This is a genomic window from Lactococcus sp. AK05 (assembly GCF_041026685.1).
In the GTDB taxonomy this organism is placed as follows: Bacteria; Bacillota; Bacilli; order Lactobacillales; family Streptococcaceae; genus Lactococcus; species Lactococcus lactis.
In genome coordinates, this window is sequence record NZ_JBFTEI010000005.1 from 1 (window position 1) to 17,907 (window position 17,907).

The window sequence follows — 17,907 nt, forward strand, 5'->3', positions numbered from 1 at the left end:
ACTAGTATTATTACTAGTTATTTATAAAAATGTTATTTGCAGGCGTGGCTCAACTGGATAGAGTACCTGACTACGAATCAGGCGGTTGTAGGTTCGAATCCTACCGCTTGCATATAACGGGAAGTAGCTCAGCTTGGTAGAGTACTTGGTTTGGGACCAAGGTGTCGCAGGTTCGAATCCTGTCTTCCCGATTGATGTTTTTACATCAATTTGACTTATGTCAAAAATGGCGGTGTAGCTCAGCTGGCTAGAGCGTTCGGTTCATACCCGAGAGGTCGGGGGTTCGATCCCCTTCGCCGCTATATTTATCAGCTGGATCTTTAGCTCAGTTGGTTAGAGCTATCGGCTCATAACCGATCGGTCGCTGGTTCGAATCCAGCAAGATCCATATCTTTGGCTCGGTAGCTCAGTTGGTAGAGCAATGGATTGAAGCTCCATGTGTCGGCGGTTCGATTCCGTCTCGCGCCATTCTTTGTTAGCGGATGTAGTTTAATGGTAGAACCCCAGCCTTCCAAGCTGGCTACGCGAGTTCGATTCTCGTCATCCGCTTAGTTTTCAATTGAAAACAATAAATTGGGAGTTTAGCTCAGTTGGTTAGAGCACTGTGTTGATAACGCAGGGGTCCCAGGTTCGAATCCTGGAATTCCCATAATGGATATGTAAGGTATCTATTCATTGTTAATAAGCCTATGGGGGGTTACTCAAGAGGCTGAAGAGGACGGTTTGCTAAATCGTTAGGTCGGGAAACCGGCGCGAGGGTTCGAATCCCTTACCCCCCTTTGTTCGACGTCTATTCTTTAATAGGCGTCTTTTAGACTTTAAAGCCATAAAATCAGTAAGATTTCGTAAGTTATATTTATTTTAGAAAATGAATGATGATTAAGAACCTTTCTGAAGTGTTATACTTATTTTATGAGATTACTTTTATGATTAATCGTAGGGAAGAAGGGGGAGATTATGGTTTCACTTGACACTGAGGTTGTTAATGATTTAAAGTCAAAAGTTAATATTGCTGATTTAATTTCACAGTATGTTGCTTTAAGTCGTACAGGTAAGAATTATATTGGTTTATGCCCTTTTCACGGTGAGAAAACTCCTTCTTTCAATGTAAATGCTGAAAAAGGTTTCTATCATTGTTTTGGCTGTGGGCGCTCTGGTGATGCGATTGAGTTTTTAAAAGAATACAATCAAGTTGGATTCGTTGATGCTGTTAAGGAACTGGCTGATTTTGCAGGAGTCACTCTTAACATTTCTGATGATAGAGTAGAAAAAAATAATCCAAATGCTCCATTGTTTGAAATCAATAACCAGGCTGCTCGTTTATACAATATTCTATTGATGTCAACGGAATTGGGTGAACGGGCTAGGAAATATCTTGAGGAGCGGGGGATTACTGATGATGTAATCAAGAGGTTTAATATTGGTTTAGCTCCAGAAGAAAATGATTTTATTTTTAAAAATTTATCAAATAAGTTTGATGAAGAAATTATGGCAAATTCTGGGTTATTTCATTTCTCAAATAATAAAGTTTTTGATGCTTTTACGAATCGAATCATGTTTCCAATCACCAACGAATACGGACAGACAATTGGTTTTTCTGGACGTAAATGGCAGGAAAACGATGATTCTAAAGCCAAATATATTAATACTTCAGCAACAACTATATTTGATAAATCTTATGAACTTTGGAATTTAGATAAAGCAAAACCAACAATTTCAAAGCAGCATGAAGTCTATTTAATGGAAGGTTTTATGGATGTTATTGCGGCTTATAAAGCTGGAATAAATAATGTTGTTGCCTCAATGGGGACGGCATTAACCGAAAAACACGTTCGCCGTTTGAAACAAATGGCAAAAAAATTCGTATTAGTTTATGATGGAGATTCTGCTGGGCAAAATGCAATTTTTAAGGCCATTGATTTGATTGGTGAATCTGCTGTGCAGATTGTAAAGGTTCCAGAAGGACTTGATCCAGATGAGTATTCTAAAAATTATGGTTTGAAGGGATTATCTGCCTTAATGGAAACGGGGCGTATTCAACCCATTGAATTTTTAATTGATTATTTGAGACCTGAAAACCTTGCTAATTTACAAACGCAACTTGATTTTATTGAACAGATTTCACCAATGATTGCAAAGCTTCCATCGATTACGGCTCAGGATGCTTATATAAGAAAATTAGTTGAGATTTTGCCTGATTTCGAGTATAATCAAGTGGAGCAGGCTGTAAATTTACGGCGTGAAAATATGACAATTACTGACCATCCTGTCAGTAATTTAGAAGCTTCAAGTTTGGCCGAAAGTTTTACTGACGAAAATGATTATTCTAGTCTTGAATCGGTCATGCCTGTAGATTTTGAGGATGCTAATTATGAGAATAATGTTAAAACTCAACAAACTTACAGAAGAAGTGAATCGGCTCAAGTTGTTCAACCATCTGTTCAGGTTCCTAAGTTGTCACGTTCGGAAAAAGCCGAAGAAATGCTACTCCATCGAATGATTTATCATTCATCAGTTTTGAAAAAATTTTCTCAAGATGAAAATTTTAGATTCGTCCATAAACGTTATCAGGATTTATTTGATAAAATCTTGCTTGAAGCAATGGTTTATGAGCAAATTGATGAATCACACTTAGCAAGTGAGCTGTCAGACGAAGAACGTAGTCTGTTTTACCAGATTATAAGTTTAGATTTGCCTGATACAGCATCAAGTCAGGAAATCAATGACTTAGTTTCCATTTTTTCTAATGAAATGGAACAAATAAAATTTGAAGAACTCATTCAACAGTTGGCAACTGCTGAGAAAGCAGGAAACAAAGAACGTGTCTTAGAGTTAACCCTTCAGATTATTAACCAAAAGAAAAAATTATGATAATTTTTTACTGACAATTGGCTAGTCTATTTAATGACAGTTTTGTCAGTAGTTTTACCCAAAGAGGAGGAGCGAATTGGCAGCAAATAAAAAAAGAATAAGTCAAATTTCAAAAGAAACTGGCGTTCAAAACCGTGTTTTGGTTGAGAAGGCTCAAGAAATTGGCTTACTTGTAAAATCACATTCAAGTTCAGTTGGACCTGGTGAAGAACGTCGTCTTCTTGAAGCATTAAATGTTAAACCTGTTGTTGTTGAAAAGATGGATAGTCCTAAAACATTAGCAAGAGTTGAAGTCAAAGAAAATGGTGATACTTTTAACGTAAAAGCTTATGAAAAAGCAGTTAAAAGCTATATTACCAAACGTAAACCTTTGGGTGAAGCGCTTGATGAAGAAATCATGGATGAACTTTCTGTTAAATTTGGGATTGTTGATGATGCGCTTGAAGACTTGTTTAAACAAATTCAAGATGCAGGAATTTCAATTGTGGATAAAGATGGAAATCCAAGTCCTTTGGCTCTTGTCACTGATGAAATTGAAAAAGAAGAAGTTTCAGATACTGCAATGGATGAAATTGTTACGAATGTTCGTATCGATGATCCTGTTCGCATGTATCTTAAAGAAATTGGTCGTTATCCATTGATTTCTCTTGATGAAGAAACAAAACTTGCTGAAGCAATTATTGCTGGTGGTGAAGGGGCAGAATTTGCGAAACAAATGCTTGCCGAAGCTAACTTGCGTTTGGTTGTTTCAATTGCAAAACGTTATTCTGGACGTGGAATGCAATTTTTGGACTTGATTCAAGAAGGAAATATGGGCTTGATGAAGGCTGTGGATAAATTTGACCATACAAAAGGATTCAAGTTCTCGACTTATGCCACATGGTGGATTCGCCAAGCAATTACACGTGCGATTGCTGACCAAGCCCGCACGATTCGTATTCCAGTGCATATGGTTGAAACAATCAATAAATTGATTCGTGTTCAACGTAATCTTTTGCAAGAACTCGGACGCGACCCTTCACCAGAAGAAATTGGTAAAGAGTTGCACATGGCGCCAGATAAAGTTCGTGAAGTTCTGAAAATTGCTCAAGAACCAGTCTCACTCGAAACACCTATTGGTGAAGAAGATGATTCACATCTTGGTGACTTCATTGAGGATGATGTAATCGAATCACCTGTTGATTATACAAACCGTATTCTTTTACGTGAACAGTTAGATGAAGTTATGGACACTTTGACTGACCGTGAAGAAAATGTTTTGAGAATGCGTTTTGGTCTTGATGATGGACGCATGCATACTTTGGAAGATGTTGGTAAACAATTCAAAGTGACACGTGAACGTATTCGTCAGATTGAAGCAAAAGCAATCAAAAAACTTCGTCACCCACGTCGTTCTAAACCGTTGCGTGATTTTATGTAATTTAAAAACTTACTGATGAAACTGTCAGTAAGTTTTTTTATATTTTTTTAGAGATAATATGTATTATGATTCAGTTTGTATTATATAAAATTAGTTTTATTCAGAGGAGTTTTATGAACCATTTAACTAGTGTCGAAATTTATATTTGGAATTATTTAGAAGAAAATAAAGCAAAAATAATTCAAATGACCGTTGCTCAAATTGCTGAATCTGCCCATGTCAGTCCTTCATCAATTATTCGAACTTTGAAAAAGAAAAATTTTTCTGGATTTTCTGAATACAAAAATATGGAAAAACAAAAATTAAATAGACATGATTGGATTTATGGGCTGACAAAAGATGCAAATCAAGTTGTCTCTGAAAATATTGAAGAATTATTAATGACAGTAAGGCTGCTAGAGAGTGAAAACTTAGCTAAAGTTGTTGAAAATATTTTTCATGCAGCTTCAGTCGTGATTATTTCAAGAGGATTATCTGTTCGTATAGCTGACTCATTTGCGAGAGATTTGCAATTTTTAGATGTTAAAGCTGTCAGCTTATATCAAGATAATATGCAAGCATATCTTGAAAAATTGCCTAGAAATACATTTGTAATTGGTCTTAGTTTATCAGGTGAAACAGATTTGATTGTGGCAACAGCACAGAAGGCCAAAAGAGATGGAAAAAAGGTTTTAGCTATTACTGGTAACTATAAGAGTAGGCTGGTTCAACAAAGTGATTTGCTTTTGCTTGCTTATCAAAAGAACCTGTCAGGGAAAATCCTTGTTGATTATAATAATATGCTCCCCTTAGAATTAATTATTCACCTTTTAATCCAACTTTACAAACAGTATAAAGAATACGGTGCAATTGTTTGAGTGCTAGAGATTTACTGACAGATTGTAATGGAAGCTGACGATTATATTCTGTCAGTAAATTTTTTTGATTTAAAAATAAATTCCTAAAATTATGGCTTAATCAGGAATTTATTTCAAATGGGAGTGGGTTATAATTAATTCATCAAAATGAAAGGGGATTCAAAATGTTTGGATTCTTAAAACCCGCTCCAGATGCGGAGCAAAAAATATCAGAGGAAAAAGTTCCCCGTTTGTATAAAATGTGGCAAACCCGGGTCTTAATTTCGACAGCAATCGTTTATATTGGTTATTATATTATTCGATTGATTTTTACCGTTCAACAAAATGATATTTCCAAGGCTTATGGTTTTTCGATGGGACAAATTGGGACAATTCTCTCCATGTTTGGGATTGGCTATGGGATTTCAAAGCTGATTATGGGGACTTTAGCTGACCGGGCCAATCCAAACCGTTATGTGGCGACAGGATTGATTGTGTCAGCGATTATCAATGCGCTTTATGGAACAACCCAAAGTTTTGGGATGATTGTCTTTCTGATGTTACTTAACTCGGTTATGCAAGGCATGGGAGCTGCGGCTTGTCAGCGTTTAGTCGGTTTATGGTTTGGCCGAAAAGCAAAAGGTTCGATTATGGCGCGTGGGACAGCATTTTCAATCTGGTCATCAGCTCATAATGCTGGAGCTTTCATGTGTGTGGCTGTTATTAATTTATCTGCTTTCTTTTTCGGCGCTTCGCTTCAATGGAGTTTTTGGACAGCATCAATTGTTTCGATTGTCATTGCTATTATCGTTTTATTTCTGGGTTCTGACCGTCCAACGACGAAAGGATTACCGACAATTGAAGAATATTCTGGCGATAAAGTGATCATTAAAGACGGAGAAATTGTTGAAGGCGATGTTTCTAATGACAATGTTTTTAAAATATTTTTTGAATACATTGTCAAAAATAAACTCGTGTGGGCGGTCATTTTGACCTCATTGTCAATCTATGTCGTTCGTTATGGAATTATGAGTTGGATTCCAAACTATCTGGTTAATGTCAAAGGATTTGATAATTCAACAGCAAAATGGCTGACAGGAATTTTTGAACTTGCAGCTGTACCTGGGGTTATTATCATCGGATTTATCACTGATTTACTTAAAGGCCGTCGGGCCATTATGGTTTTGGTTTCATTGATTACCATGCTTGTCTGCCTGATTACTTATTTTGCAGCGACCAATCATACTTTGATTATTATTGTGTTATTAATTATGGGAACTTTCATTTATGCTCCAGCAACGATTGTCGGGCTGATGGTCAATGAAGCTGTCCCAAAATTTGCCAATGGAATGTCAACGGGTACGATGGGGTTCTGTCAGTACATTATTGGTGAAGTGACAGCAACTTTGGTTATTGGTTGGCTTGTTCAAGCATACGGCTGGTCAGCAGGAAATATCATTGTTTATATTTTTGCTGGCATTGCCATTCTTGCTTCAATTTATATCTTGGTTCATCAAAATCGATTATATAAGAAAATTGATGATGCAGGCTAACTGACAAAATAAAAAAATTACTGACAAATCTATGAAGGAAAAGCTAAATTTTTTATATTATATTTTGGCTCTACTGACAGCTTTGTCAGTATTTTTTATTAAAAATTTATTTATAAAGTTCAAAAGACTTGCTAAATTTTCCTAAAATGATTATAATAAATTTATCAATGGTCAAATATGGTCAAACTTTTTATTTTAAAAGGGAGAAATGATTTATTGATTTTTTAAATTTGATGTAAAATGAAAGTAACCGTTATCACTTAAATTATAAATAAGGAGAGAAAATGACGACTACTGTCTATTTTGAAAAAAATGGTGGCATTGATATTGAACTTAGAGGGGCAAGAAAAGTTCTTTCTTTAAGAAAACATATCAAGATTGACCCGGAAAATTTGGAATCTGTTCAACTTGTTTCTGATATGAAAAAACCAAAATTCTATAAAAAAGTAGCAGGAACTAACGCTTGGTACTATGGTGGTTGGTTCAGAGAAAACGGTGAAAATGAGTTTTGGGATGTCCGAAATAATGAGCGAGTTCTAGTCATCACCACAAAAAATTTCAAATATAAAAAACTTTACATCGAAGTTGGTCCTGATTTTAGATTAACTCCTTCCAAACTGTGAAGGGAAAATTAGTTTAAAATTAATTACTGAGAATTAAGAGGAGGAAAGCGATGCTTTGTCAAAATTGTAATATTAATGAAGCGACGATTCACCTTTACACAAGTGTAAATGGTCAGAAAAAACAAATTGATTTGTGCCAAAACTGTTATCAAATTATGAAATCTGGCGGTCAAGAAGCTTTATTTGGCGCAGGAAATGCCTCAAATGGAAATTCTGATGAACCATTTAATCCATTTAATGATATCTTTAGTGCTTTGCACGGTCAAGATTTTAATGGAGCAGCAAGCACTCAAACTCCACCAACACAAACAGGTGGACGTGGTCCGCGCGGTCCACAAAATCCTCGGGCAAAACAACCTAAAGGAATGTTAGAAGAATTTGGAATTAACATCACAGAGTCAGCTCGTCGTGGCGAAATTGACCCAGTGATTGGGCGTGATGAAGAAATTAAACGTGTCATTGAGATTTTAAATCGTAGGACTAAGAATAATCCTGTATTAATTGGTGAACCTGGTGTTGGTAAAACAGCAGTTGTTGAAGGTTTAGCGCAAAAAATTGTGGACGGAGATGTGCCGCAAAAACTACAAAATAAAGAAGTGATTCGTCTTGATGTTGTTTCTCTTGTTCAAGGAACAGGAATTCGTGGACAATTTGAAGAACGGATGCAAAAATTAATGGATGAAATCAGAAAACGTAATGATGTGATTATGTTTATTGATGAAATTCATGAAATTGTTGGTGCTGGTTCTGCCGGTGATGGCAATATGGATGCAGGAAATATCCTAAAACCTGCGCTTGCGCGTGGTGAGCTTCAATTGGTCGGAGCAACAACGCTCAATGAATATCGCATCATTGAAAAAGATGCTGCGCTTGAACGTCGGATGCAACCAGTTAAAGTCGATGAACCATCAGTTGATGAAACAATTACTATTTTGCGAGGCATTCAAGCACGTTATGAAGATTATCATCACGTGAAATACACTGATGAGGCTATTGAAGCAGCCGCTCATTTGTCAAATCGTTACATTCAAGACCGTTTCTTACCAGATAAAGCCATTGACCTTTTGGATGAGTCTGGTTCTAAGAAAAATCTAACCTTGAAATTTGTTGATCCTGAAGATATTAATCGTCGGATTGCGGATGCAGAAACGAAGAAAAATGAAGCAACACAGGCTGAAGATTTTGAAAAAGCCGCTCATTTCCGTGACCAAATCACTAAACTTCGTGAATTACAAAATCATGAAGTTTCAGATGATGAAATTCCTGTCATCACTGAAAAAGATATTGAACAAATTGTTGAGCAAAAAACACATATTCCAGTTGGTGATTTGAAAGAAAAAGAACAAACCCAATTGATTAATTTGGCTGATGATTTGAAAGCACATGTGATTGGCCAGGATGAAGCAGTGGATAAGATTGCTAAAGCTATCCGTCGTTCTCGTGTGGGACTTGGTAAACCTAATCGTCCAATTGGTTCTTTCCTTTTCGTTGGTCCAACAGGTGTTGGTAAAACAGAACTTGCTAAACAATTGGCTAAAGAATTATTTGGCTCAAGCGAAAGTATGATTCGTTTTGACATGTCGGAATACATGGAAAAACATTCGGTGGCCAAATTGATTGGAGCCCCTCCAGGATATGTGGGTTATGAAGAAGCTGGTCAATTGACTGAACGTGTTCGTCGTAATCCTTACAGCTTGATTTTATTAGATGAAATCGAAAAAGCACATCCAGATGTGATGCACATGTTCTTGCAAATTCTTGAAGATGGACGTCTGACAGACGCACAAGGACGGACAGTATCCTTTAAAGATAGTTTGATTATTATGACTTCTAATGCCGGAACTGGTAAAGTTGAAGCTTCTGTCGGATTTGGTGCTGCCCGTGAGGGACGAACTAAATCAGTGCTTGGTCAACTTGGCGATTTCTTTAGCCCTGAATTCATGAACCGTTTTGACGGAATTATTGAATTCTCTGCTTTGAGCAAAGAAAATCTCCTTAAAATTGTTGATTTGATGCTTGATGAAGTCAACGAACAAATTGGACGTAATGATATTCATCTTAGTGTCACTCAAGCAGCAAAAGAAAAATTAGTTGATTTAGGTTACAATCCAGCAATGGGTGCAAGACCACTTCGTAGAACAATTCAAGAAAATATTGAAGATTCAATTGCTGACTTCTATATTGAACACCCTGAATACAAAGAATTGGTTGCTGATTTGATTGATGATAAAATTGTTATCTCTAATCAAGCTCAAGAAGCAGCAGAAACGACTGATGAAGAAGTTCCTGCTGAATAAAAAATTTCTGTCAGTAAAATTTTTAGTGACAGAAAAAATAAATAATGAAACAATGAAATAAAGAAATAATGAAATAATGAAAAATTGCTGACATGAATCTTGTCAGCAATTTTTCTATCTACAACTTCAATGCTCCCCGTAGTCGCATTGAACTGACATGAATCTTGTCAGCAATTTTTTCTATCCCCAACTTCAATGCTCTCCTTGGTCGCATTGAACTGACGTGAATCTTGTCAGCAATTTTTCTATTTGTAACTTCATTGTTCGTAATGAATTGCAGCTCTGTCAGTAAATCCTTTAATCCATTTCATCAATCCACTCATCAAGATAACCAAGATTATAATTATATTGAGTTTCGTCAGCAACTTGGGCTAGTGAAACATTTGATAGTGTTCTGACAAGCGTATTTTCAATTTCATCAAGAGCGCTTGTAATGGCACAACGCTTTGCTTTGCCAGACTCTGAACCAATAAAATTTTGCAAAAGACCTTGACTTTGAAAAATTCGACCCCGTCCTTCGATGGCCAAAAAGACATCGTAAAAACTAATATCATGAAGGTCTTTATTGAGTGAAAAACCGCCATTTTTTCCTGGAGTAGAGCGTAAAAGTCCCTCATCAACTAAAGATTTAATAATTTTTTTGAGATATGAAGGCGAAACTTTGAGACGATTGGCAAGTGCAATTGATGACATGGTCCGATTTTCAGGAAGTCGTGCCAAAATAAGTAATACATAAACAGATTGTTCCCAACCAGATGATAATTTCATGATGAAGCTCCTTAAACATTTTAAATTAAAAAAGATTGACACTAGGGTAAAAAAGTAGTATCATTTATATTAGAGATAAGAGATATCTCTAATAACTATAATTATTTATTTCTATTATAGCAAAAAAAGAGAAGAATCTCATCATCTAAATAAAAAAACGGAGGACTACATCATGGTAGTTAAAGTTGGTATTAACGGTTTTGGTCGTATTGGACGTTTGGCATTACGTCGCATTCAAGAAGTCGAAGGAGTTGAAGTTGCGCATATCAACGATTTGACAGACCCAGCAATGCTTGCACATTTGCTAAAATATGATACAACTCAAGGACGTTTTAAAGGGACTGTTGAAGTCAAAGAAGATGGTTTTGATGTCAACGGAAAATTTGTGAAAGTTACGGCCGAACGTAATCCGGAAGACATTCAATGGGCTGATTCTGGTGTTGAAATTGTGCTTGAAGCCACAGGTTTCTTTGCGACTAAAGAAAAAGCTGAAAAACATTTGCATCCTGGTGGAGCTAAGAAAGTTTTGATTACGGCACCTGGTGGAAATGATGTTAAAACTGTTGTCTTCAATACAAACCACACAATTCTTGATGGAACTGAAACAGTTATTTCTGCCGGTTCTTGTACTACAAATAGTTTAGCACCAATGGCGGATGCCTTAAATAAAAACTTTGGTGTTAAAGGTGGAACAATGACTACTGTTCACTCTTATACTGGTGACCAAATGACACTTGATGGTCCACATCGTGGTGGAGACTTCCGTCGTGCGCGTGCTGCTGCCGAAAACATTGTTCCAGCATCAAGTGGAGCGGCTAAAGCAATTGGTCTTGTTTTGCCTGAACTTTCTGGTTTGATGAAAGGTCATGCTCAACGTGTTTCAACTCCAACAGGCTCAATTACCGAACTTGTTACTGTACTTGAAAAACACGTTACAGTTGACGAAATAAATGAAGCAATGAAAGCTGCCGCTGATGAAAGCTTTGGCTATAATGTTGATGAAATTGTTTCATCTGATATTATCGGTATGGCTTACGGTTCACTTTTTGATGCTACATTAACTGAAGTGACTGACCTAAAAGACGGTGGACAATTAGTTAAAACAGCTGCTTGGTATGATAATGAAATGAGTTTCACTGCTCAATTGATTCGTACTCTTGAATATTTTGCAAAAATTGCTAAATAATAATTTACCTTTATCATTTTCTAAAAACTTGTCAGTAACTTTTACTGACAAGAATTGAAAAGTAGAAAATGAAATAAAAAATTACTGACGGAAATTCTGTCAGTAATTTTTCTATTCATAAATTCATCAGTAAATTTGGCGATTATTTAACAATAATCATACCATCTTTAATTTCCCAAGGGTCATTCATATTGATGTGGTCATAGAACATAACACCATTAGTGTGGTCGATCTCATGTTGAACACAAATTGCTGGGAAATCTTTTAAGCGAATTTTTTTCTTTTCGCCTTCCTTGTTGTAGTATTCCACAGTTACACGAGCATGGCGAACGACGTAACCTGGAACTTCACGGTCAACAGAAAGACAACCTTCGCCACCTTCAACAGCCGCATCTTGAACAGAGTGACTAACCACTTTTGCATTATACATGATTTCACGCATTTTGTAAGCTTCTTTAGGTGGAATTTCATTTCCATCTTCATCAACTTCAGGTTCATTTGGAATCAAAACGGCGATGACTTTTTTGAGCAAGCCAAGTTGGTTTGCTGCAAGTCCAACTCCACCACGGAGTCCCATTTTTTCAGCCATGACAGGATCTTGAGAATTATGTAAGAATTGCAACATTTTTTCTCCTAAGATAATGTCTTCATCTGACAATGGCAAGGTTACATCATTTGCCACTTCACGTAAAGTTGGATAACCTTCACGAATAATATCGTCCATGCTAATCATGTGACTTGCTTTGATTAAATTTGCTTGAATTTCATCACGATTCATTATTAATAAAACTTCCTTATCTTTTTTTGAATATAGATTAATTATAGCATATTTTTAGCGATGAAAATGGTAAAATTGTATTAGAAGATTAATAATAAGACAAATTTTACATCTATAGAATTCAGTAAACTTAATACTAAAAAGAGGATAAAAATGAAAGAATACAGACAAAATGTTGCAGCCATTATTCTCAATAAAGGAAACAAAATTTGGCTAGGTAAACGAGCAGACGGGATGAGCTGGGGCTTCCCACAAGGTGGAATTGAAGCTGGTGAAAAACCAGAGACAGCCATTATTCGAGAACTCTCAGAAGAAATTGGCACAAAAGAGTTTGAAATCATTGGACAATATCCAGGAACTTTAAAATATGATTTTCCTAAAGAGATGAAATTTCCAACTTGGACTTATGCTGGCCAAGAACAACATTATTTTCTTGTCCGATTGCATGAAGAAGCAAAAATTAATCTTGAAAGCCATCCTGAAGAAATTGAATTTTCAACTTATCAATTTTTAGGACTTTCTGAAATTCGTAAAATGGATTTTGGCTTTAAAAATGATGTTTATCATCAAGCATTAGATTATTTTTCAAAGATAATAGAAAAGAATTAAAGGAAAAAGAATGGCTATAGAAAGAATAACAGATAATAAATTTGAACTTGTTTCAAAATATGAGCCAGCCGGTGACCAAGGTGAGGCGATTGCTGAGTTAGTAGATAATATTGAGAATGGGGAAAAAGCTCAAATTTTACGTGGAGCAACAGGAACAGGGAAAACTTACACCATGAGTCAAGTGATTGCACGGACAGGTAAACCTACTCTTGTTATGGCTCATAATAAAACACTGGCTGGTCAATTATACAGTGAATTTAAAGAGTTTTTCCCAAATAATGCAGTCGAGTATTTCGTATCCTACTATGATTATTATCAACCCGAAGCCTATGTGCCAAGTTCTGACACCTATATTGAAAAAGACAGTTCGGTCAATGATGAAATTGATAAATTGCGTCATAGTGCGACCTCAAGCTTATTGGAACGTAATGATGTGATTGTTGTGGCCTCAGTTTCTTGTATCTATGGTTTGGGTTCACCCAAAGAGTATCAAGATTCGGTGGTTTCATTGCGCCCAGGTCAAGAAATTTCTCGTGACCAACTTTTAAATGATTTGGTAGGAATTCAATTTGAGCGAAATGATATTGACTTTCAACGGGGCTGTTTCCGAGTTCGCGGGGATGTTGTAGAAGTTTTTCCAGCCTCTCGTGATGAGCATGCCTTTCGTGTTGAATTTTTCGGTGATGAAATTGACCGTATCCGTGAAATTGAAGTTTTGACCGGACAAGTTTTAGGTGAAGTAGACCACTTGGCAATTTTCCCAGCGACACATTTCATGACAAATGATGACCGTATGGAAGAATCAATTGCCAAGATAGAAGCAGAATTAGAAGAGCAATTAAAAGTTTTCCGCTCAGAAGGAAAACTTCTTGAGGCTCAACGTTTAGAACAAAGAACCAACTACGATATCGAAATGCTCCGTGAAATGGGTTATTGTAATGGGGTCGAAAACTATTCACGTCATATGGATGGGCGCGAGGAAGGCGAACCTCCGTATACTTTGCTTGATTTCTTTCCTGATGATTTCATGATTATGATCGATGAATCACACATGACAATGGGGCAAGTAAAAGGAATGTATAATGGTGACAGAGCCCGTAAAGAAATGCTTTGTAATTATGGATTCCGCCTGCCTTCAGCCCTCGATAACCGTCCTTTAAAAAGAGAAGAATTTGAAAGTCATGTGCATCAAATTGTTTATGTTTCAGCAACCCCTGGGGATTATGAGATGGAGCAGACCGATACCATTGTTGAACAAATTATTCGTCCAACAGGTCTATTAGATCCTGTCGTAGAAGTTCGACCAATGATGGGACAAATCGATGATTTAGTTGGTGAAATTCATAAACGAGCTGAGAAAAATGAACGAGTATTTGTTACGACTTTGACTAAAAAGATGTCAGAAGATTTGACTGCCTATTTCAAGGAAATGGGGATAAAAGTTAAATATATGCACTCGGATATCAAAACATTAGAACGAACCGAAATTATTCGGGATTTGCGTTTAGGAGTCTTTGATGTTCTGGTGGGAATTAATTTGCTTCGTGAAGGGATAGACGTTCCAGAAGTTTCTTTAGTAGCGATTTTGGATGCTGATAAAGAAGGATTTTTACGTAATGAGCGTGGCTTGATTCAGACCATTGGTCGTGCGGCACGTAATAGTGAAGGTCATGTTATTCTTTATTCTGATATGGCTAAAGCCCTTGATGAAAATGATCCTGCGGATAAAGAAATCTTAGATAGTGGTTATTATACAGAATACGAGGGGCAAAAGTATAAAATAACACGTTCAATGAAACATGCGATGGATGAAACAGCCCGCCGGCGTGAAATTCAAATGGCTTATAATGAAGAACATGGAATCACACCTCAAACGATCAAAAAAGAAATTCGTGATTTGATTGCCATTACTAAGAAAACTGATTCTGGTGAGATTGAAGAAGTCGATGCAAGTGCAATGACTAAGAAAGAACGTAAAGCATTAGTCAAAAAACTTGAAAAAGAAATGCAACAAGCGGCTAGCGCCCTCGACTTTGAAGGAGCTGCTCAGTTACGTGATATGGTATTAGAATTACGTGCAATGGATTGATTAATAATTAATAAAAATTCACTCATTGAGTGAATTTTTATTTTGTCTTAAGTATAAAAGTACAGTTTTTATCTAAAAATCTTTATTTTTTAAATAATTATAATATAAATATGCAAAAATTCTTGACAAAATAATTTTAAAATGTATAATTATACTTATTCTATTTATAAAAGAGGTTTAAGGATGAACAAGAAGATGAAAAAATTAGCATTGGGATTGGTCGGTTTGGCCGCAGTAGCAACATTAGCAGCTTGTGGAAATGGAAAATCGGCTACTAATCAAGTGGATAAAGTAAAAAAAGCCGGCGTATTGAAAGTTGCTTTATCTCCAGATTATCCACCCTTTGAATTCCAAATTATTAAAGATGGTAAGAATACAGTCGTGGGCTCTGATGTTGATTTGGCCAATGCTATTGGTAAAAAACTAGGGGTTAAAGTGAAAATTGAAAGCATGGACTTTAACAATGTTTTAGCTAGTTTAAATACAGGAAAAGCAGATATTGCGATTTCGGGAATTTCAAAAGAACCTAGTCGTGAAAAATCTGTCAATTTCTCAGATGTATATTATACAGCAAGTAATTATTTAGTTGTAAAAAAATCTGATTTAAGTAAATATCGTTCAGTAGATGATTTCAAAGGTAAAAAAGTAGCGGCACAAAAAGGGTCAACTCAAGAAGGAATTGTAACCAGTCAATTCAAAGGAGCAACAGAGATTGCCTTGCCACAAATTGGCGATGAAATCAATGAAGTCAAAGGGGGACAAGTTCAAGGAGCCGTGATTGAAAACCTTATTGCTAAGAGTTACGTCGCAGCTAATTCAGATTTAGCGATTGCTAATGTGGACGTAAAAACGCCAAAAGATAGTTATGGTTCAGCGGTTGCACTTCCTAAAGGTTCAGATGAGTTAACAAAGGTTGTCAATTCTGTCATTAAAGAAGAATTGAAGAACGGACAAATTAATAAAGATATTCAAAAGAACTACACGCTTTCTGAAAATAATAAATAGTTTGGTGGAAATTTATGGAAAAAGCTGTAGACTTATTAAAAAGTTTGGTTAATATTCCGTCAAGTTCAGGAAATGAAGAAGAGATTTTAATATTTCTTGAAAAATGGTTTATTGAGAAGCAATTTGATTTTGTTATTCGCAAAGAAACTTTTGTCGCTGGACAAATTAAAGCAAAAGGTAAAAAAGAACAAAAAAAAGAAGCCATTATCTTAACTGGGCATGTTGATACTGTTGTTTCAGGTCATTTAGCTGACTGGAAATTTTCACCTACCGATGCAAGAGTAGAAGAGGGAAAACTCTTTGGGCTTGGTGCGAGCGATATGAAAGGTGGCGATGTTGGAAACTTACTTGCTGCTGCAAGTTTTATTGGTAAAGATTTAAGTCAAGATATTTGGGTCGTGGGGACGGCTAACGAAGAACTTGATGGTAAGGGTTCAGAAGATTTTGCTCGTTATTTTAGTGAAAATTGGAGCTATGACTCAGCTTGTTGCATTATTGCAGAACCAACTGATTTAGAGAAGATTTATATTGGGCAACGTGGAAATCATTTTATGAAGCTACATTTTTCTGGGAAGGCTGGTCATGCTTCGGTACAAGAACATTTTCAGCAAAGCGCTTTAGGGGCGGTTACTTATTTTCTAGAAAATATTGAGCAAATCGTTGAAGACTTGAAAATTTACAAAAATAGTCAGCTTGGTCTGCCAACTTTTGTAGTGACATCAATTCTCTCTGGGGATGAAAATTCTCCTAATAAAACAGCCGACTTCGCTGAACTTGTGGTTGACTGCCGTTTAACTCCTGAATTGGAAGAGGTATTTGAGCAAGTCATGAGTGAGTTAGCAGTGCAGTATCATTTTACTTATGAAGATATTGTGACACCTGTTTTATCAACTTTGACCGATAATCAAGCTCCATTCATTCAGTTACTGACAGACTTATCTGGAGCAAAAACAACGGCGGCTTCGGGTTCTAATGATCAAGGCTTTTTTGAAAATGTTGGGATTAGAACGGTTGTTTTTGGACCAGGACAGCATGAACAATGCCACATTGCAAATGAATCTATTATTCTTGAAAAATTGGAAGAACATATTGAAATTTTACAATCTTTTATAAAAAAAATGCAAGAGAGTTAGGATATTTACTGACAAATCCTGCATTTAATAAAAAAATTTACTGACAAAGACTGTCAGTAAATTTTTTTAGTTTGTTTGTTCAGCTGCTTCATCAACGATGAAAGTGAACTGACAAGTAGTTACTTTTTTACCATCAACATAAGCTGCGGCATCAGCAGTTCCTACTTTTCCACGGAATTTTGTAATTTCAAATTCAAGTTTCATTACATCACCAGGAGTGACTTTTTGACGGAATTTTGCTTTATCAATTCCACCAATATAAGCCATTTTTCCTTGAAATTCTTCTTTTTTGAGAATCAAAATTGAACCTGCTTGAGCGAGTGATTCAAGAATCAAAACACCAGGGAAAGTTGGATTACCAGGGAAATGTCCATTAAAAACTTCTTCGTTAATCGTTACATTTTTCGTTGCAACAATTTTATTTTCAGAAATTTCATCAACGTAGTCAATAAACATGATAGGATAGCGGTTCGGAATAACTTCCATCACTTCTGTAGCAGTCATAGCGTATTTTTTAGTCATTTTTTTATTCCTTTTCTTATTAAAAATTAATGAAAAGCCCGAGTAATCAGGGAAAAAGAGCCATCACTCTAACTTGACAGTTCAACATTTTTAAGTTAAAATTTTATGTATCAAGTATTTTGATATACAAAACCTTTTACAATTAATATTATCAATTTCTTGTGAGAGTGTCAACTTTTTTATATGACTTGTAAAGGTAAAGTGATTAAATTTATTT

Annotated in this window: 14 protein-coding genes and 8 tRNA genes; 19 read left to right on the forward strand and 3 right to left on the reverse strand. The window is 36.0% G+C overall.

What is annotated here, in order from left to right; translation table 11 throughout:
* Nucleotides 1-38: 38 nt before the first annotated feature.
* The 14 genes from AB6B24_RS09520 (at nt 39) to AB6B24_RS09585 (ending at nt 9,600) form a co-directional block, all read left to right on the forward strand.
* Nucleotides 39-112, forward strand: a tRNA-Arg gene (locus tag AB6B24_RS09520).
* Between the two features lie 5 nt (nt 113-117).
* A tRNA-Pro gene (locus AB6B24_RS09525) sits at nt 118-191 on the forward strand.
* 37 nt (nt 192-228) lie between these two features.
* Nucleotides 229-302 (forward strand) — tRNA-Met (locus tag AB6B24_RS09530).
* A gap of 12 nt (nt 303-314) precedes the next feature.
* A tRNA-Ile gene (locus AB6B24_RS09535) sits at nt 315-388 on the forward strand.
* 7 nt (nt 389-395) lie between these two features.
* Nucleotides 396-468, forward strand: a tRNA-Phe gene (locus AB6B24_RS09540).
* A gap of 10 nt (nt 469-478) precedes the next feature.
* Nucleotides 479-549: transfer RNA gene (locus AB6B24_RS09545), tRNA-Gly, on the forward strand.
* Nucleotides 550-575: 26 nt separating this feature from the next.
* Nucleotides 576-649: transfer RNA gene (locus tag AB6B24_RS09550), tRNA-Ile, on the forward strand.
* A gap of 42 nt (nt 650-691) precedes the next feature.
* Nucleotides 692-779: transfer RNA gene (locus AB6B24_RS09555), tRNA-Ser, on the forward strand.
* Nucleotides 780-957: 178 nt separating this feature from the next.
* Complete coding sequence (gene dnaG / locus AB6B24_RS09560) at nt 958-2,871, forward strand: DNA primase (protein ID WP_311805840.1); 1,914 nt, start codon at nt 958-960, stop codon at nt 2,869-2,871.
* 76 nt (nt 2,872-2,947) lie between these two features.
* Complete coding sequence (gene rpoD / locus AB6B24_RS09565) at nt 2,948-4,291, forward strand: RNA polymerase sigma factor RpoD (RefSeq protein WP_003130829.1); 1,344 nt, start codon at nt 2,948-2,950, stop codon at nt 4,289-4,291.
* 113 nt (nt 4,292-4,404) lie between these two features.
* Nucleotides 4,405-5,148: a MurR/RpiR family transcriptional regulator gene (locus AB6B24_RS09570; protein WP_311804316.1), complete on the forward strand. Its 744-nt coding sequence runs from the start codon at nt 4,405-4,407 to the stop codon at nt 5,146-5,148.
* A 164-nt stretch (nt 5,149-5,312) separates the two neighbouring features.
* Entirely contained in the window at nt 5,313-6,680 is a 1,368-nt protein-coding gene (locus tag AB6B24_RS09575) for an MFS transporter (protein WP_311804315.1), read from the forward strand.
* Nucleotides 6,681-6,964: 284 nt separating this feature from the next.
* On the forward strand, nt 6,965-7,303 hold the full coding sequence (locus AB6B24_RS09580) for a hypothetical protein (RefSeq protein WP_103054483.1): 339 nt from the start codon (nt 6,965-6,967) through the stop codon (nt 7,301-7,303).
* A gap of 50 nt (nt 7,304-7,353) precedes the next feature.
* Nucleotides 7,354-9,600, forward strand: coding sequence for an ATP-dependent Clp protease ATP-binding subunit (locus AB6B24_RS09585; RefSeq protein WP_012897283.1), 2,247 nt, complete (start codon nt 7,354-7,356; stop codon nt 9,598-9,600).
* Between the two features lie 297 nt (nt 9,601-9,897).
* Here the strand turns inward: AB6B24_RS09585 and AB6B24_RS09590 are convergent, their stop codons facing one another.
* Nucleotides 9,898-10,368: an Rrf2 family transcriptional regulator gene (locus AB6B24_RS09590; protein ID WP_003130820.1), complete on the reverse strand. Its 471-nt coding sequence runs from the start codon at nt 10,366-10,368 to the stop codon at nt 9,898-9,900.
* A gap of 172 nt (nt 10,369-10,540) precedes the next feature.
* On the opposite strand from AB6B24_RS09590, the gene gap reads away from it, so the two are divergent.
* Nucleotides 10,541-11,554, forward strand: a complete 1,014-nt coding sequence (gene gap / locus AB6B24_RS09595; RefSeq protein WP_003130818.1) for a type I glyceraldehyde-3-phosphate dehydrogenase — start codon at nt 10,541-10,543, stop codon at nt 11,552-11,554.
* A 142-nt stretch (nt 11,555-11,696) separates the two neighbouring features.
* Here gap and def read toward each other — a convergent pair whose 3' ends face one another.
* Nucleotides 11,697-12,332, reverse strand: coding sequence for a peptide deformylase (gene def / locus AB6B24_RS09600; RefSeq protein WP_003130816.1), 636 nt, complete (start codon nt 12,330-12,332; stop codon nt 11,697-11,699).
* A gap of 147 nt (nt 12,333-12,479) precedes the next feature.
* Here def and AB6B24_RS09605 point away from each other — a divergent pair, with 147 nt between their 5' ends.
* From AB6B24_RS09605 to AB6B24_RS09620, 4 genes are all read left to right on the forward strand, one after another.
* Nucleotides 12,480-12,941 (forward strand): RNA pyrophosphohydrolase, encoded by a 462-nt coding sequence (locus AB6B24_RS09605; protein WP_311804320.1) that lies wholly within the window; start codon nt 12,480-12,482, stop codon nt 12,939-12,941.
* 10 nt (nt 12,942-12,951) lie between these two features.
* The gene (gene uvrB, locus AB6B24_RS09610) at nt 12,952-15,030 is read left to right on the forward strand and encodes an excinuclease ABC subunit UvrB (RefSeq protein ID WP_023189444.1); all 2,079 of its coding nucleotides are present in this window, start codon (nt 12,952-12,954) and stop codon (nt 15,028-15,030) included.
* A gap of 195 nt (nt 15,031-15,225) precedes the next feature.
* A complete protein-coding gene (locus tag AB6B24_RS09615) occupies nt 15,226-16,035 on the forward strand; it encodes an ABC transporter substrate-binding protein (protein WP_311802258.1) in 810 nt (269 codons plus the stop codon).
* Nucleotides 16,036-16,049: 14 nt separating this feature from the next.
* On the forward strand, nt 16,050-17,168 hold the full coding sequence (locus AB6B24_RS09620; RefSeq protein ID WP_012897289.1) for a M20 family metallopeptidase: 1,119 nt from the start codon (nt 16,050-16,052) through the stop codon (nt 17,166-17,168).
* A gap of 66 nt (nt 17,169-17,234) precedes the next feature.
* Here AB6B24_RS09620 and fabZ read toward each other — a convergent pair whose 3' ends face one another.
* Nucleotides 17,235-17,690 carry a 3-hydroxyacyl-ACP dehydratase FabZ gene (gene fabZ, locus AB6B24_RS09625; RefSeq protein ID WP_003130498.1) on the reverse strand — a complete coding sequence of 152 codons (456 nt, stop codon included), beginning with the start codon at nt 17,688-17,690 and terminating at the stop codon, nt 17,235-17,237.
* Nucleotides 17,691-17,907 lie beyond the last annotated feature (217 nt).

Bases quoted from the DNA above. Each gene is read 5' to 3' on its own strand.
- dnaG (WP_311805840.1), top strand. From the start codon at position 958: ATGGTTTCACTTGACACTGAGGTTGTTAATGATTTAAAGTCAAAAGTT.
- AB6B24_RS09570 (WP_311804316.1), top strand. From the start codon at position 4,405: ATGAACCATTTAACTAGTGTCGAAATTTATATTTGGAATTATTTAGAA.
- AB6B24_RS09575 (WP_311804315.1), top strand. From the start codon at position 5,313: ATGTTTGGATTCTTAAAACCCGCTCCAGATGCGGAGCAAAAAATATCA.
- AB6B24_RS09580 (WP_103054483.1), top strand. From the start codon at position 6,965: ATGACGACTACTGTCTATTTTGAAAAAAATGGTGGCATTGATATTGAA.
- AB6B24_RS09585 (WP_012897283.1), top strand. From the start codon at position 7,354: ATGCTTTGTCAAAATTGTAATATTAATGAAGCGACGATTCACCTTTAC.
- AB6B24_RS09590 (WP_003130820.1), bottom strand. From the start codon at position 10,368: ATGAAATTATCATCTGGTTGGGAACAATCTGTTTATGTATTACTTATT.
- gap (WP_003130818.1), top strand. From the start codon at position 10,541: ATGGTAGTTAAAGTTGGTATTAACGGTTTTGGTCGTATTGGACGTTTG.
- def (WP_003130816.1), bottom strand. From the start codon at position 12,332: ATGAATCGTGATGAAATTCAAGCAAATTTAATCAAAGCAAGTCACATG.
- uvrB (WP_023189444.1), top strand. From the start codon at position 12,952: ATGGCTATAGAAAGAATAACAGATAATAAATTTGAACTTGTTTCAAAA.
- AB6B24_RS09615 (WP_311802258.1), top strand. From the start codon at position 15,226: ATGAAAAAATTAGCATTGGGATTGGTCGGTTTGGCCGCAGTAGCAACA.
- AB6B24_RS09620 (WP_012897289.1), top strand. From the start codon at position 16,050: ATGGAAAAAGCTGTAGACTTATTAAAAAGTTTGGTTAATATTCCGTCA.
- fabZ (WP_003130498.1), bottom strand. From the start codon at position 17,690: ATGACTAAAAAATACGCTATGACTGCTACAGAAGTGATGGAAGTTATT.